This window comes from Nissabacter archeti (assembly GCF_018257325.1).
GTDB classification, from domain to species: Bacteria; Pseudomonadota; Gammaproteobacteria; order Enterobacterales; family Enterobacteriaceae; genus Chimaeribacter; species Chimaeribacter arupi.
On sequence record NZ_JAERKB010000013.1, the window covers coordinates 112,720 to 126,526 of the forward strand.

Consider the following 13,807-nt stretch of genomic DNA (forward strand, 5'->3'; position numbering starts at 1 on the left):
AATCCAGCCGCGTCAGCTCAGTATTAAGTCACCTTCGATCAGCATATTCTGGGCCAGTAACCACCGGTTCAGAGAGGAGGTAATCACCCGTTGATGAACCCCTTCAAACTGATGCACCGTGCCGCCACCGCGTACATGGATGACATACACAAGCCTGCCGGAAGCATCCTCTGCAGGTCTGTCACCGGAGGCCGGTATACCCTTCGGAAGGTGCCCGTCAGTGTGAATTTCAAGATGCGTAAGGGCGAGACCTTCAGCCCTGGCTTCGAGAATAAAGGCGGCCATCATGCAGGCATTGAACGCAGCGAGCATCAGCTCCTGGGGGTCAGGAGCCAGCCCTTCGCCACCCAGCGAAACCGGTTCATCGGAATCGATAACATGACTTTGCAGGGCAGGCGGAGCGTTGTCTGCGGAAAAGGACTGGCAGAGCGTCCGGCTGGCCATGCCCCCCTGCCACGAGGTGACAAGGTCATAATGCGCGGTCTGGATTTGCATAATTACTCCAGTGCCGCACGCGGGTAAGCGCGTGCGGCATGGTCATCAGGCGTTACGGCCAGCCATTACGCCGCCATCGATATCCCAGATAGCGCCGGTGACCCAGCCAGTCTTGTCAGAAAGCAGGAAAGCAACGGTTTCCGCGATATCTAACGGGGTACCCACGCGGCCGATCGGGTGGAAGCTGTCAAAGCTGTTCATCACGCCCTTCACGTCGTCTTTCGGAATGAAGCCTTCGTAAATCGGTGTGTGAACAACTGCCGGAGACACTGCATTCACACGGATCCCTTTTTCACCCAGCTCAATGGCCAGGTTTTTGGTCAGCGCGTGCAGACCCGCTTTTGCCATTGAGTAAGCTGAAGACGGAGTGGCACCGATGGCCTGCTGTGCCCACATGGATCCGATATTAACGATGGATCCTTTGATACCGGCCTCGACCATATTGCGCACCACGTCACGGGTAATAAAGAACGTCGCGCGGTTAATGTTCATGTACATGTCATAGTCTGACGTTTCATGTTCGGTGAACGGTTTCGGGAAAAATACGCCAGCAGCATTGACCAGCAGGCTGATATCCTTGTGTTCGGCATTGATGGTATTCACCACGTGCTGCATACCTTCTTCTTTCATCAGGTCGGCAACGATGATGGAAACCTGACCGTCTGCAGCCAGCGCCTGGCGGGCCTGCTCGGCTTTGTCCTGACGATTGCCAACCAGCACAACGCTGCCACCGTTTTTCAGAACCAGCTTCGCCGTTTCGAAGCCCATGCCGCTTGTACCACCGACCACTAACAGTTTTTTACCGGCAAAAGATGCGTTCATCGCTAACCTCTTAAAATTGATATGGTTGTCATTGATGAAAAGCCGCGCTCCTCATCGTGTGAAATCAGAATGCCACCCGGGCCCCAGATTGACGACTGAGAAGAAATTGCGACGCAGGAAAGAAAATCTTTCTCGCTGGCGTATACTGAGGAAAATCATGAATCAGGATAACCCCGATGCGATCGCTAAACCGACTTAAATGGCTGCATGCTTTTGAAGCCACCGCCAGGCACGGTAGCTTTACCGGCGCGGCACAGGAGCTTGGCGTAACGCCCGCCGCAGTAGGCCAACTGGTACGCTCGCTGGAAGACTGGGTCGGACACCCGCTTCTTCACCGCACCCGCTCAGGAAAAGAGCGTCTGACGCTGGTTGACGAGGCGCAGGAGGCACTGCAGGACATCACGCTGGGACTCGACAAACTGGAAACCGGATTAAATAAGCTTCGTGGTCGCCGGTCGCGTTCAGTGGTGGTGGTGACAGCATCGCAGGTACTGATGATGAACTGGCTGATGGATCGCCTGAACCGGTTTTCGGAAACGCACGAAAATATCGATCTGCGGCTTAACGTCACGGAAAAACTGATGGACGTGTCGCACGGCGAGGCGGATATCGGTATTCGCTGCGGCCAGGGCGACTGGCCAGGCGTGAATAAAACCTGGCTGATGGATGAGGAAGCGGTACTGATCTGCAGTCCACACCTGGTGCCGTCCGGGAAAATGGCCTGCAGTGAATGGCTCGCCACGCAAAAACTCATTCATGATGACACGCCCCATCCCGGGGCGGATTTTCCGTCATGGAATGATGTCCTGTTGGCGGTCGGTGCCCCCGAAGCGCTGGAAAGCGGTCTGCATATTAACTCCACCTCAGCTGTGATCCTGTCGGCCCTGAGTGGCAGGGGCGTGGCCATCGTGCGATACGCTCTGGTGAAAAAGCTTATCGAAACCGGACAGCTGGTCCAGCTGCACCCCGACCATCGGTGGCCGCTCAAGTGGTCTTATTATGTGGTGACCCCGCAGCAAAAAGTCATGCGTGATGAAGTGAAAGTTTTCCACGACTGGCTTCTTCAGGATGTGATCTCGGAGCTTTCATAAACTGCCCACTCAGGCATTACGCTGCTCCTGCAATCACGCCGGGCGCGTAATGCTTATTCCCTGCCAAACGACGACATAGAATTTCTTCTCTGCTCCGCAAGATTATCTGATTTGTTGAAGCTGTCTGGCTTTCTGATAATCGCCCTCAACGAAAGGTAATACAGACCGGATTTTAACCGGGCGTGTTACTTCAACCCTGAGCGAAGGAGAGAACGATGGCTTATCTGCAAATCACCCTGGATATCAGTAATGAAAACCGTGCGGCAGCCGCAGGGGTATACCAGAAATACAAAACTCCGTTTCTGACCACCATTGAGGGTGCCACCTCTAAAGAGCTGCTTGTCCGTGACGAGGATGTCCAGGTGCTGCACGGCTTTACGACTGTGGCGCAGGCGCAGGCATATCTTAGCAGTTCGCTGTTCACGCAGGATGTCGTTGCAGGATTAAAACCGTATTTAAACAGCGCGCCTGACGTACGTATTTTCGACGTCATGTAATGAATTTTCTGAGACAAAAAATAACCGGAGTTTTCAATGTTCTTAAACTGGAATGAATATCGCAGTAGCCTGCTCGCCACCATCGGTAAATTTGCCAAACTGCAGCCAGAGTTTATGAAAGGCTTTCAGCAGATGGATAAAGGGGCGTCAGAGAACAAGCACCTCGATCCTAAAACCCATGAACTGATTGCACTGGCCGTGGCCGTCACTACCCGCTGTGACGGTTGCCTGGCGGTACATGTGGACGCTGCGGTCAAGCACGGTGCCACGCGTGAAGAGATCGCCGAAGCGCTGGCCGTTGCCATTAACCTGAACACTGGCGCAGCGCTGACGTATACCGCGCGTGCTCTGGATGTTTACGATAATCTGCCGAACAAATAGGCCTGCAGACGGCCCCCTGCGGGGCCGTCTAATCACTCACTATGATATTACTGAATTCTGATTTTTCGCAGCGTGCGATCGTTACTCCGGACGATTATCAGTGGATACCTTCTCCCCAGCCCGGCGTTGAGCGCGTGATGCTTGACCGGATTGGTCGCGAGCAGGCCCGCGCAACCAGCCTTGTCAGGTATGCGCCCGGCTCCGAATTTCCCGCACACAGCCATCCCGGCGGAGAGGAGATTCTGGTGCTCGACGGTATTTTTAGCGAAAACGGGGTCGACTATCCTGCCGGCTGGTATCTGCGCAGCCCGGATGGTTCTTCTCACCAACCCTCAAGTCGCGACGGCACAACCATTTTCGTCAAGCTGCGCCAGATGTCTGCCGGTGAGCGCCAGCCGGTCAGGATAAATACGCAGGAGGCAGCTAACTGGCACGGTCAGTCGCAAAGACAAATCTGCCCTTTATTCTCCGACACCTCAGAAACCGTTCTACTTAAGAAGCTTGCCCCGGGTGAGCGGATCTTCTGTGCACCGCTTGTTGGCGGAGCAGAGATCCTTCTTCTGCAAGGGGAACTCCATGCGCCGGAAGGTTGCTATGGGGTAGGAAGCTGGCTGCGGTTTCCGCCGGGTGATATGCCTGCTCTTATAGCCACCGCCTCTGGCGCACTTTTTTATCTGAAAACGGGACATCTCAGCCCGACAACCCTGACCGGAGCGACATTATGAAGCAGACCGCTGTTATCATTGGTGCGGGCATAAGCGGCCTTTATGCCGCCACGCTGCTTGAAAAAGCGGGTGTTGATTATGTGATCCTTGAGGCTCGTGACAGAACGGGCGGGCGCGTGCTGTCAGGCCTGGAACTGGCGGGCACCTCCGCTGGCATTCATGTAGATATGGGGGCAGCGTGGTTCTGGCCTGATATTCAACCGGACTTCGCGCAACTGATTGAGCGACTTAATCTTCCGGTAATCACGCACGGCCGCCCGGGAGACATGCTCTACGAGCGCCAGCTGGATTCGCCCCCCGAACGCTACCCGTCATGGGAGAGCTCCCCGGCGTCTTTCAGGCTGAAGGGAGGAATGCAGACGCTCACGGCGGCACTTAAAAGTCAGATCCCGGCTGAGAAGATTAAAACCGGCCATCAGGTGGTGGCGGTTTCCCGGACTGGCAAGGAAGTGCAGGTCCATACCCGTTCCGAAGGCAGTAAAAAGGCCGTGTTTTCCGGTGAGCATGTCTTCCTCGCTTTGCCTCCCGCCCTGGCAGCTAAAATAGATTTCAGACCAGCGATGCCGGAACAGGTGCTGTCGAACTGGCGGAAAACTCCGACGTGGATGGCTCCCCATGCAAAATATGTCGCTGTATATAAAACAGACTTATTGCATGAGCGGCAGCTTTCAGGGAATGCAGGAAGCCGCGTGGGGCCAATGGTTGAGATCCACGACGTATCCGAGCCAGATTCGGGAAAAACGGCGATTTTTGGTTTTATTGGCGTACCGGCAAAATCAAGATGGACAGTCAGCGAAGCTGTTCTCAAAAGCCTTTGCCGGGAGCAGCTCGTACGCTTATTTGGGCAGGATGCGGCAGAACCCGAAGCTGAGTATATAAAAGACTGGGCGGCCGATCCGTTTACAGCGACGGAATTTGATCTCCTGCAGGAGGTCGGGCACGCAATGCCTGAGCAACTTCCCGCCAGGGGAGAGTGGTCTGGCGAGATGACAGGTATCGCCAGTGAATGGTCGCCGCAATTCTCGGGCTATCTGGCAGGCGCAATTGACTCTGCATTAACGGGCGTTCAGCGCTGGTTACAACAGAAATAACCCCGTGAAAATGGTTTGTAGCCTTTCGAACCGGAGAGGGGTTATTAAAAAACATGAGTTTCCGGTTCGATAATACGTCTGTTATTGGAAACAGCTGGCTTCTAAAACTTCCGCTTATGGCACAGAGCGGACTGACACGCAAACCCATGTCCGCTATGAGCGAAAAACGGATATTGGTTTAATGTCAGAACTGACATTTTTTGACTCAACCTCGCCATTGTTAAGTCTCTAAAAAAGCAAGAAGAAAAACTCCGCTGGCGCAAATTCTGATTCGGGGAAACCCGCTCCACACGGAGTTTTACCGAATGGCCGGACGGGGCAACCCATGCCTTCCGCGCCGGGGCTGGCCGCCCGGCACCCCCTATATCTAGTGGCTTTCCCAGCTGGCGCAGACACAAGATATAGCTTATCCACAGAAACGGGGGATAAGTCGGCGGATTCGGTCTTATTGGCGTTTTACCGAATGCCCTACAATCGTGACCAGGTATGAACGCCCGTTATGCAGGATTAGCAGGGATGATTGACGGGCCCGTCAAAATACAATACTATTGTTCCTACAACTCAACCCCGAACGCAGCGATTAAGTTCACTGGCAGTTGGGGTGAAGAAACCGGCCAGCGAGCCGGTTTTTTCGTATCTGAAGGAAGGGAAGCAAACGTGCGCACCGCTTTTTTTATTGACGGATACAACCTCTTTTATGGCCTGCTAGCCGGCACGCCTTATAAGTGGCTCGACCTCCCAGCCCTCCTGACCTATATCACGAAAATACAAAACCCAGCCTCTGAGACTGCTCAAGTAAATTACTTCACGTCTCCTGTATTGCCGAGCCTTGCAACTTTAGGAATCAAATCTAAAGAAGCTCAAGATACTTACATTCGCGCACTGATCGCGAAAGGCGTAATAGTAACACTGGGAAAACATCGGTTAGAGCATGGCACAGCTCCCCGCTACATAGATAAAAATACTCCGGCTTCTAGACAGGATAAGGTGGATATATGGGATCTAGAAGAGAAACAGACCGATGTTAGCCTGGCAATAGGTATGTATAGGCTTCTTTCAAAACAACAGAATCTGCAAGCATATGAACGCATTGAGCAGATAGTTTTAGTATCTGCTGATACTGATATGACGCCAGCATTAAAAGCGATAAAACAAGATTTTCCCGAAATCATAGTGGGCATCATCCTTCCCCACCGGGAAGGAATAGATCGTGAAGTTCCCGGCTCACTCAAGAATTACGCTCACTGGGTAAGAAAGAACGTAAAAATTGATGAGCTAAAGGCACATCAGTTCCCTGAACGCGTCCCCACAAATAAGAAGCCTGCTATTAAACCTCATTACTGGTAATTCGGTAGAATGAGTGCTTTACCGAACATTCAATATTGAAGCAAGCCAAAATCATAAAGTCCGCTTCTGGCGCAAAGCGGACGGCTATCTTTCAAAGGAGATGTATAGTGTCTGAGATGAATGAGCCGGAAGGCGAAGACAAAATTTTTTTTACAGGAAAGGCCAGTACTGAAGAGCTGCGTGCTACGTCTCTCGACCTCCTTTTATCTGATTACATGCATATTGATGACACTGGGATGGGGCGTGAGTTGCATAAAGCCGGTGAAGCAGCATTTAATACTGGGAACATGCCAGCCTACCGGGGCCTCCGAATACTTGGGGCGCTTTGCACATTTCACATGAACAGTGATGATCCAGCAGATACATGGCATCCCCGCTGGACGGATGGTAAGGCCAGAACGTTGACTCCAGCCGACGTACGAGGAGAACAAAATTCAGCCCTCGCAGTAATCCTCCCGGAGATCGCTCATCCTGCCCTGCGTGCTCGTGTGGCTGATGTTGTATGGTCCAATGACCGTAAGCAATACAAAGCGGCTAACGAAGCCGTAATGGCATACTGTGAGTGTGTAGAGAGTCGTCTTAAGGGCCGTTTTAAAGATAAGTATGAAGGTGATATAGAAAGCCTGTTTGAACCTACTAATCTGCTCCAGCGAGCTTTATTCATTAATGCTTCAATTGGAAAAAAGAAAGCTCTACCTGAATTCCTACAGCACGCTTTTTCTCTTCTTTATCAACGCGCCATTGAAGAATGCCACTATGTTGTATTCGCGCGGCTTGGAGAACTTGCTACCGGTTATAAAATCATGACCTGGCAGAAGGTTGCACAGGATTCAGAATATTTAGTCAGCACAAGTAATGCTAATGATTATCCTGAAGCTCGTAAAAAGGTATGGGCACTAGCAGCCAGATGTTATGAATTTCTAAAAGACAGAGAGGGAAGACAGCGCTGTTTAGGGTCTTTGGTTGATGAAACCCTGAAAATGTGCGAGCAAGTCTCAAGTTATGCAGCGAAAGCATCATGGATGCGCCAGGCCATAAATGAACTTCGTATAGCGGGTGGTTTCCAGGAAAGAATTAAAAATATTATTGAAGATATGCGTCTTGCGCAGTTAGCCAGCCTAGATGAAATATCTGAGTTCAGCATCCCTTTTGATTTATCAGAAGAGAGAGAACTGATCACTGATAAATTTTCAAAATTACTTTTGCCAGACGCCCTGTTTCATTTTGCAGTAGTAGCTGAGTCACCTTCTGTTGAGCTTTTGAAGCAGGTTGCTTACGAAAACAGGTCTACAGGTCTGATAGCCCATCTATTTCCAAAAAAAATATATCTCGATCGGGAGGGAAAAGTCATTGCAGAAACGTCTGGCCAGATTAAACCCGAAGGTCCAGATGATGAATGGTTCCGAGAAAATTGCCTTAGTGTGATGGACATTTTTCATCACAACATTGTCGAGGGAATCATAAAACCGGCCAGGCATGCCGTAATGCATAACTATCCTGTAGAGAGTAGGCACTTTGACGCCATAACTTCACTTAGCCCTTTTGTACCTTTTGGCTATGAGCATATTTTCAGCCTTGGATTTGCCCGCTTCTGGCAGGGTGACTGCGCATCAGCTGCTTTTCTCCTGATCCCTCAGCTTGAAAATTCTTTACGCCTGATTCTGATGAATGCTGGCAGAGATACTTTTAAAACTGATAGAGGAGAAGTGCAGGAAGATCGTTCTCTTTCCGGATTACTGGATAACAAGAGAAAAGAACTTGAGGATATTCTCGGAAGCGATCTCGTTAACGAGATAGATTTACTTTTTCACTTCAAGCCCGGACCGTCCTTACGACATAAAATTGCTCACGGAAAATTGACTGCAGGGGATTGCTACAGTACAGCATGCATATATGCCTGCTGGTTTATCTACCGGCTTACCTGCATACCCCTGCTTCCACAATGGCAGGATCAGGTAGCGTCCCAGATAAAGCTTTCTCTCTAATTATGGGTAACCTTAACTGTGAGTTGGCAATATGGAAGAGCCGCTTACGGAAGAATATCAGCATCTTCCATTGCCGCTTTTATTCTGAGGATGGTCTGACGCGTAGTATTAAATTCGCGAGCGATCGCGCTGATGCTTTTTCCTTCATTAAGTCGCTGAAACACCATTTTCTTTTGATCGTCATCCAAGGCCGGCGGACGACCAAAACGCTTTCCGGATGCTTTGGCCCGCGCAATACCAGCATGCGTACGCTCAAGCAACAGATCACGCTCAAACTCAGCAACTGCAGAGATAACCTGCATTGTCATCTTTCCGGCCGGACTTGTGAGATCTACCCCGCCTAGCGCCAGGCAATGAACCCGTATTTCTGAATCAGACAAAAGCTCAACAGTTTTTCTGATATCCATGGCGTTGCGCCCGAGGCGGTCCAACTTTGTTACGATTAAAACATCACCGTTTTCCATTCGGTCAAGCAGCCGCATAAATCCGGGCCGCTCGGCCGCCGCGACTGATCCACTAATGTATTCTTCAATCAACCTCTGAGGCTTGATAGCAAATCCCGCAGCTTCGATCTCACGGCGCTGATTTTCAGTGTTCTGCTCAAGGGTTGATACCCTGCAGTATGCAAAAACTCGTGACATAGTGTTATTTTGTGTACGAATATGGTGTACGAATTATAAGGCATGTACGAAAATAAAAACACTAACTTTCGGACATATTGATGTTAGGGTGTACTAAGCCGGTCGGTTTCGGTCAGTGTAAAGCGGTAACTAAAATAAACTATATGCAGAGGAAGCATCTATGCCACGGAGACAAATACTCAGCAGTGAAGAAAAAGAACGCTTGTTGGTTGTGCCGGACGATGACGTTCTTCTGACGCGCATGTGCTTTTTGAGCGAACATGACCTGGCGCTTATTAATAAACACCGCAGACCTGCAAACCGCCTGGGCTTTGCTGTTTTACTCTGCTATTTGCGAGGACCAGGGTTTCCTCCCGACAAAAACATTGCCCCTCACGACGGAGTTGTTTCCCGGCTGGCGGCTCATTTGAAACTTCAGCCTGATTTGTGGGCCGAGTATGCATCAAGAGAGGTCACCCGCTGGGAGCATCTGGCCGAACTATACCGCTATCTGGAATTATCCCCTTTCAACCGGGCGCTGCAAAAAACCTGCATTCGCCACCTTTATCCCCACGCCATGCGGACAGACAGAGGTTTTTTGCTTGCGGAAGAAATGCTCTCCTGGCTTCACAATAATAATGTCATTTTCCCCTCAGTTGATGTCATTGAGCGGACCCTGGCCGAAGCAGCAACGCTTGCAGACAGGGCGGTTTTTTCTGCGCTTACCACGCAGCTTGAACCAGGGCACAAAGCGGCACTGGACCGTCTGCTGGTATCTGAGGGTGAGCAACCCTCACGGCTGGCCTGGCTGCTCCAGCCTCCGGGAAAAATTAATGGTAAAAATGTCCTGCAACATATCGACCGGTTAAATGCGATTGAGGCGCTGGCACTGCCTGACGGTATTGCACTTTCCGTTCACCAGAACCGGCTCCTGAAATTGGCACGCGAAGGCAGGAAAATGAGTAGCCGGGACCTGGCAAAATTCACGGATGTTCGCCGTTATGCCTCGCTGGTTTGTGTCATATCGGAAGCCAGGGCCACCCTGACTGACGAAGTTATTGATCTGCACGAGCGTATTATGGGCAGTCTGTTCAGCAGGGCAAAACGCACGCAAGCCGAACGGCTTCAACAAACGGGAAAGCTGATTCAGAGCAAGCTGAAGCAATACGTTACCATCGGGCAGGCATTGCTTAACGCCAGAGAGTCTGGTGAAGATCCCTGGGCCGCAATAGAAGATGTCCTTCCCTGGCAGGAATTTATCAACAGCGTGGAAGAGACGCGCTTCCTGTCACGTAAGGACAACTTTGACCCGTTGCATCTGATCACAGAAAAATACAGTACGCTGCGTAAATACGCCCCCGGATGCTGTCCGCATTGCAGTTCAGGGCTGCAACCGCTGCATTGCAACTCAGTGACGCGCTGGACACCGTCAGAGAGATGTATCGAAAACAACTCCGAAAAGTACCGCCTTCCGCGCCAACCGGGTTCATCCCGGAAAGCTGGAGAAAGGCGGTGATCACTCCCACCGGCATTGACCGAAAATATTACGAATTTTGCGTGCTGAATGAGCTGAAGGGAGCCTTACGTTCTGGTGACATCTGGGTAAAGGGATCACGCCGCTACCGGAATTTCGATGATTATCTGATCCCGTCTGACGACTTTGAAAAATCACTCCGGGATAATCAGCTATCCCTTGCCATTCCGACTGATTGCCATGAGTACATCAAGAACCGTATGACACTTCTGACATCGCGCCTGGAGGAAGTTAATGCGATGGCGCTGGCCGGTGATTTACCGGATGTTGATATATCGGATAAAGGCGTGAAAATAACCCCGCTGGATAATAGTGTCCCTTCAGCAGTATCTCCTTTTGCCGATTTGGTTTATGGCATGCTGCCTCACCCTAAAATTACTGAAATTCTGGATGAAGTGGACGGCTGGACCGGTTCTACCCGCTATTTCACGCATCTTAAAAATAAACACGTCAGACCAAAAGACAGAAAGTTGTTACTGACCACCATCCTGGCCGATGGCATCAATCTGGGGCTGACAAAAATGGCCGAATCCTGCCCGGGAACGACAAAATCGTCACTGGAGGGCATTCAGGCCTGGTACATCAGGGATGAAACCTATTCAGCCGCGCTGGCTGAGCTGGTTAATGCTCAGAAACAGCGGCATCTGGCTGCATTTTGGGGCGATGGTACAACGTCTTCGTCTGACGGGCAGAACTTTCGGGTGGGTAGTCACGGACGTTATGCGGGTCAGGTCAATCTGAAATACGGGCAGGAACCAGGCGTGCAAATTTACACGCATATCTCGGATCAATACAGTCCATTTTACACCAAAGTGATCAGTCGCGTGCGCGACTCCACCCACGTACTTGACGGTCTGCTATACCACGAAAGTGATCTGGAAATTACAGAGCATTACACTGATACCGCTGGTTTTACGGAGCATGTTTTCGCGCTGATGCATCTGCTCGGATTTGCTTTTTCCCCAAGGATCCGGGATCTTCACGACAAGCGGATTTTTATTCAGTGAAAGGCTGAGCGTTATCCGGGACTTCAATCTGTTATATCCACAACACCACTGAATCTTAAAGACATTGAGACGCACTGGAATGAGGTACTTCGCCTCGCAAGCTCGATAAAACAGGGGACTGTTACCGCATCGCTCATGATGAAAAAACTGGCCAGTTATCCTAAACAAAATGGCCTTGCAAAGGCATTGAGGGAAATCGGACGCATCGAACGGGCACTGTTTATGCTGGACTGGTTTCGCGATCCATCACTGCGCCGACGCGTACAGGCAGGGCTGAATAAAGGTGAGGCCCGCAATGCGCTTGCACGAGCGGTCTTTATGCACCGGTTGGGTGAGATCAGAGATCGGGGGCTGCAGAATCAGAGCTACCGGGCCAGTGGTCTGACGTTGCTGACTGCGGCGATCTCCCTGTGGAATACGGTATATATAGAAAGAGCTATAGATTCCCTGAGACGAAAAGGGATCCCGATTAATGAGCAACTGATTTCTCATTTGTCCCCGCTGGGATGGGAGCACATCAATCTGAGTGGGGATTACGTCTGGCGGACAAACCTTAAGCTGGGACAGGGTAAATACCGTTCATTACGCTCAGTGGATAGTGGTCTGTACAAAAAACAAGCTTAGCGTAGGATATTTTCCGTTTTCCAAGCGGACCCCATCCAGGTTTCATCATACCCAAGTTATGACACTACACATCAGGGCCGCCGGCCCGACGTGTCCGGGTGCCCTGATGTTCAGGGTAAATGTCGGCAGTGTTGTGCAGGAACACAGGCGGTGTCACACCGTGCCCTTAACATCTTCAGGGCACGTATTTAACGCGGATCACGCTGTTCCAGGCACAGGGTGCCGCGGGCGGCCCCCAACATCTGAGGAGAGAAAAGAGTGCAGCAAGATGAATTTTCTGAAGCCAAAGCCATCTGCACGGAAATCGGGATTGCGGTATTGGCGTCATTAGGGGAACAGCGGGCGTTTACGCTCGAGACGCTTATCGACATTCTGCAAGAAGTACAAAGAAGTGGGGCCAGATTGGAGGCAGAACGAGAACACAGTATGGATCTGGCCGTTAAAATATTGACCAGCTTTGCCGGGAGCCGACCGGACGTCATTCGGCATTGAGAGTGCATTAGTGCCCCTCGCCTTATCCCGGTAAACCGCCATTTGGTGAAAGAAGGTGAACCCGGCGCCGTGTGTCCGGGCATCGGTAACTCTCGGCGAAAAGGCGACAATATGTCCCCTTTTTTATGCCAGGGGATCGGGATATAGAGGGTAACGTGGTTTTTTTCTGGGCGGAGGTAATCATGCTTTATATGCTTATGCGCAGCATACACGTGCTGGCGCCGGTTTCCCTCGTATGGATCGACTGTCAAATTGTAAATAGTCCTCGACGAGAGATTGAACCTACAGTATGCCACTGACTTAACACGTTTTTTAGGGAGTGCACGGATGACAATACTGGTTACAGCCCAGGCTCAGCACACGGTTGGTGAAGCCCAGGTAATAGAAGGTCTGGCCCCGGATGGGAAATTCTCCGCGGTGTTTGAAGATGACGGGGATACAGGGTATTTCTATGCGCTCGATGAGTGCGATGAAGGCAATCCGATCAAGGATGCTTTGCATATCTACAATGCCGAACATATCTCAGACGCTCATATACCCTCCGATATAAAGATCGGATGGTCAGAAGACAGCAAGAAATGTGTACTCCTGATCAATGGATATCCACATGGCGTTTTTGATTTCGATAGTAAAAATGGATATTGCAGGAGTGGTTTCCCCCCTTCAATTGGTCAGGGTTGGTCTGTATCAGGGCATGAATGGGATGACAAGGTTGATGATTTTTTCAGATGAACCACTGAAAAGTCTCACCTTGCTTCAATACCCTTTTGGATAGAAGCTTCTCCGCTCATTGCAGATTTCTCCACACTTCAGTTGTCCGCTTTGTGCCAGAAGCGGACGTTGCCAGACTAGGATACGATACGCTCAACCTGTCATTTTCTCGCTTCCCGATGAGACATGCCCGCTTTTCTGAGCAGGATAACCCTCGCAAAAAACAATCCTGTGATACACAGAACGATGACGCATGGAAATAAACCACCGTTGTACTGGGTGTCGGTAAAGTAACCTCCCGCCACGGCATTCAGATCCGATGTCAATGTTGAATGACAGAAAGCGCAGAAGTGAATTCAGGATGAGCCTGTAACGCTTCGATTAC

At 50.8% G+C, this 13,807-nt stretch carries 12 protein-coding genes and 1 pseudogene; 10 read left to right on the top strand and 3 right to left on the bottom strand.

Annotated elements, in window-relative coordinates; all coding sequences use genetic code 11:
• Nucleotides 1–12: 12 nt before the first annotated feature.
• Nucleotides 13–495, bottom strand: coding sequence for an OsmC family protein (locus JK232_RS18035; protein ID WP_101828603.1), 483 nt, complete (start codon nucleotides 493–495; stop codon nucleotides 13–15).
• Between the two features lie 45 nt (nucleotides 496–540).
• Entirely contained in the window at nucleotides 541–1,317 is a 777-nt protein-coding gene (locus JK232_RS18040; RefSeq protein ID WP_101828604.1) for an SDR family NAD(P)-dependent oxidoreductase, read from the bottom strand.
• A 176-nt stretch (nucleotides 1,318–1,493) separates the two neighbouring features.
• Between JK232_RS18040 and JK232_RS18045 the strand changes: the two genes are divergently transcribed.
• The 7 genes from JK232_RS18045 to JK232_RS18075 all read left to right on the top strand — a co-directional run bounded on the left by JK232_RS18045 (nucleotide 1,494) and on the right by JK232_RS18075 (nucleotide 8,434).
• Entirely contained in the window at nucleotides 1,494–2,408 is a 915-nt protein-coding gene (locus JK232_RS18045) for a LysR substrate-binding domain-containing protein (protein WP_101828605.1), read from the top strand.
• Between the two features lie 215 nt (nucleotides 2,409–2,623).
• A complete protein-coding gene (locus tag JK232_RS18050; RefSeq protein WP_101828606.1) occupies nucleotides 2,624–2,905 on the top strand; it encodes a hypothetical protein in 282 nt (93 codons plus the stop codon).
• Nucleotides 2,906–2,941: 36 nt separating this feature from the next.
• On the top strand, nucleotides 2,942–3,286 hold the full coding sequence (locus JK232_RS18055; protein WP_101828607.1) for a carboxymuconolactone decarboxylase family protein: 345 nt from the start codon (nucleotides 2,942–2,944) through the stop codon (nucleotides 3,284–3,286).
• A 41-nt stretch (nucleotides 3,287–3,327) separates the two neighbouring features.
• Nucleotides 3,328–4,011, top strand: coding sequence for a cupin domain-containing protein (locus JK232_RS18060; protein WP_101828608.1), 684 nt, complete (start codon nucleotides 3,328–3,330; stop codon nucleotides 4,009–4,011).
• A complete protein-coding gene (locus JK232_RS18065; protein WP_212589516.1) occupies nucleotides 4,008–5,102 on the top strand; it encodes a flavin monoamine oxidase family protein in 1,095 nt (364 codons plus the stop codon). Before JK232_RS18060 ends, JK232_RS18065 begins: the two co-directional genes overlap by 4 nt.
• Before the next feature lie 486 nt (nucleotides 5,103–5,588).
• Nucleotides 5,589–6,449, top strand: a complete 861-nt coding sequence (locus JK232_RS18070; protein ID WP_246538673.1) for an NYN domain-containing protein — start codon at nucleotides 5,589–5,591, stop codon at nucleotides 6,447–6,449.
• A 116-nt stretch (nucleotides 6,450–6,565) separates the two neighbouring features.
• Nucleotides 6,566–8,434 (top strand): DUF4209 domain-containing protein, encoded by a 1,869-nt coding sequence (locus JK232_RS18075; RefSeq protein ID WP_246538701.1) that lies wholly within the window; start codon nucleotides 6,566–6,568, stop codon nucleotides 8,432–8,434.
• A gap of 44 nt (nucleotides 8,435–8,478) precedes the next feature.
• Here the strand turns inward: JK232_RS18075 and JK232_RS18080 are convergent, their stop codons facing one another.
• Nucleotides 8,479–9,075, bottom strand: coding sequence for a recombinase family protein (locus JK232_RS18080; protein ID WP_212589518.1), 597 nt, complete (start codon nucleotides 9,073–9,075; stop codon nucleotides 8,479–8,481).
• Nucleotides 9,076–9,235: 160 nt separating this feature from the next.
• Between JK232_RS18080 and JK232_RS18085 the strand changes: the two are divergent.
• The 3 genes and pseudogenes from JK232_RS18085 (at nucleotide 9,236) to JK232_RS18095 (ending at nucleotide 13,443) form a co-directional block, all read left to right on the top strand.
• Nucleotides 9,236–12,219: pseudogene (locus JK232_RS18085) on the top strand (Tn3 family transposase).
• A 258-nt stretch (nucleotides 12,220–12,477) separates the two neighbouring features.
• The gene (locus JK232_RS18090; RefSeq protein ID WP_212589519.1) at nucleotides 12,478–12,711 is read left to right on the top strand and encodes a hypothetical protein; all 234 of its coding nucleotides are present in this window, start codon (nucleotides 12,478–12,480) and stop codon (nucleotides 12,709–12,711) included.
• 327 nt (nucleotides 12,712–13,038) lie between these two features.
• Nucleotides 13,039–13,443 (top strand): DUF2251 domain-containing protein, encoded by a 405-nt coding sequence (locus JK232_RS18095; RefSeq protein WP_212589520.1) that lies wholly within the window; start codon nucleotides 13,039–13,041, stop codon nucleotides 13,441–13,443.
• The last annotated feature ends 364 nt before the right edge of the window (nucleotides 13,444–13,807 follow it).

Coding starts and splice junctions, on each gene's coding strand:
- JK232_RS18065 (WP_212589516.1), top strand. CDS start 4,008: ATGAAGCAGACCGCTGTTATCATTGGTGCGGGCATAAGCGGCCTTTAT.
- JK232_RS18050 (WP_101828606.1), top strand. CDS start 2,624: ATGGCTTATCTGCAAATCACCCTGGATATCAGTAATGAAAACCGTGCG.
- JK232_RS18035 (WP_101828603.1), bottom strand. CDS start 495: ATGCAAATCCAGACCGCGCATTATGACCTTGTCACCTCGTGGCAGGGG.
- JK232_RS18040 (WP_101828604.1), bottom strand. CDS start 1,317: ATGAACGCATCTTTTGCCGGTAAAAAACTGTTAGTGGTCGGTGGTACA.
- JK232_RS18055 (WP_101828607.1), top strand. CDS start 2,942: ATGTTCTTAAACTGGAATGAATATCGCAGTAGCCTGCTCGCCACCATC.
- JK232_RS18095 (WP_212589520.1), top strand. CDS start 13,039: ATGACAATACTGGTTACAGCCCAGGCTCAGCACACGGTTGGTGAAGCC.
- JK232_RS18045 (WP_101828605.1), top strand. CDS start 1,494: ATGCGATCGCTAAACCGACTTAAATGGCTGCATGCTTTTGAAGCCACC.
- JK232_RS18080 (WP_212589518.1), bottom strand. CDS start 9,075: ATGTCACGAGTTTTTGCATACTGCAGGGTATCAACCCTTGAGCAGAAC.
- JK232_RS18060 (WP_101828608.1), top strand. CDS start 3,328: ATGATATTACTGAATTCTGATTTTTCGCAGCGTGCGATCGTTACTCCG.
- JK232_RS18075 (WP_246538701.1), top strand. CDS start 6,566: ATGAATGAGCCGGAAGGCGAAGACAAAATTTTTTTTACAGGAAAGGCC.
- JK232_RS18070 (WP_246538673.1), top strand. CDS start 5,589: ATGAACGCCCGTTATGCAGGATTAGCAGGGATGATTGACGGGCCCGTC.